The organism is Mesorhizobium sp. B1-1-5, from assembly GCF_006443065.1.
Taxonomy (GTDB): Bacteria; Pseudomonadota; Alphaproteobacteria; order Rhizobiales; family Rhizobiaceae; genus Mesorhizobium.
Window position 1 is genome coordinate 1 of sequence record NZ_VFWS01000605.1, and the last position, 1,087, is coordinate 1,087.

Annotated in this window: 1 protein-coding gene and 1 pseudogene; one reads left to right on the plus strand and one right to left on the minus strand. The window is 67.8% G+C overall.

Features of this window, described 5'->3' with window-relative positions:
- Window positions 1–844 (plus strand): alanine racemase (locus tag FJ980_RS33695; RefSeq protein WP_140547673.1); only part of this gene is annotated, 844 nt, incomplete at its 5' end.
- A 24-nt stretch (window positions 845–868) separates the two neighbouring features.
- Here the strand turns inward: FJ980_RS33695 and FJ980_RS33700 are convergent.
- A pseudogene (locus FJ980_RS33700) lies at window positions 869–1,087 on the minus strand (heme transporter HemC); the annotation flags it as partial.

A 1,087-nucleotide genomic window follows, 5' to 3' on the forward strand; every position in this document is an offset into this window, starting at 1 on the left:
GGCCGATGCCGGGCTGACCGACATTTTTCTCCCCTACAACATTCTTGGCCGCGCCAAGCTGGAGCGGCTGAAGGCGCTGCACATGCGCGTAACCCTGTCGGTGACGGCGGACAGCGTGGAGACGATCGACGGGCTGGCCGCCACCTTCACCGATGCCGGCAATCCCCTGCCGGTCCTGGTCGAATGCGACACCGGCATGGGGCGTTGCGGCGTGCAGACGGCTGGTGAAGCGGTTGGGCTGGCAAGACAGATCGACACGGCCAAGGGCCTCGTCTTCGGCGGGTTGATGACCTATCCGGCCGCGGGCCGTGCGGCGGAGGCCGAGGCCTGGCTCGCCGGCGCCAGGCAGGCGCTGGCCGCCTGCGGTCTCGCCTGCGCGCGCATCTCCAGCGGCGGCACGCCCGACATGTGGCGCTCGGGCGATGACAGCGTCGTCACGGAATACCGCCCCGGCACCTACATCTATCTCGACCGCTACCAGGTCGCCAAGGGCGTCGGCAGCCTCGACGATTGCGCGCTGAGCGTGCTGTCGACCGTGGTCAGCCATCCGACGCGGACGCGTGCCATCCTCGACGCCGGCAGCAAGGCGCTGTCGAGCGATACGCTGGGGCTCGCCGATTTCGGCGAGTTGCTCGGCGTTGCGGGAGCGCGGGTGACGGGCCTGAGCGAGGAACACGGCACGGTCACGCTCTCAGGCGATGGCAAGCTTCGCATCGGCGAGCGCGTGCGCGTGGTGCCCGACCATTGCTGCGTCGTCACCAACCTGTTCAATGAGGTCAATTTGATCGACGGCGAGACGGTGCTGGAAACCCTGCCGGTGGCCGCACGTGGGCGGATGGGATGACTTCTTTGGCCAGGCGCGGGTGATTCAAGCCGGCTGACGCTCAGCCTGCCGGGCCGCGACCCTGCGCATCGCAATCACCCGCCGCCGGTGGATTTCGGTACGCATCGCCATCAGGTGCAGCGCGAAGAACAGCACCGTGAAGCCGATGGCCATCACCAGCAGCGGCCATAGCATCGAGGGGTCGATGGTCGATCCGCCCATGCGGAACACCGAGGCCGGCTGATGCAGCGTGTTCCACCAATC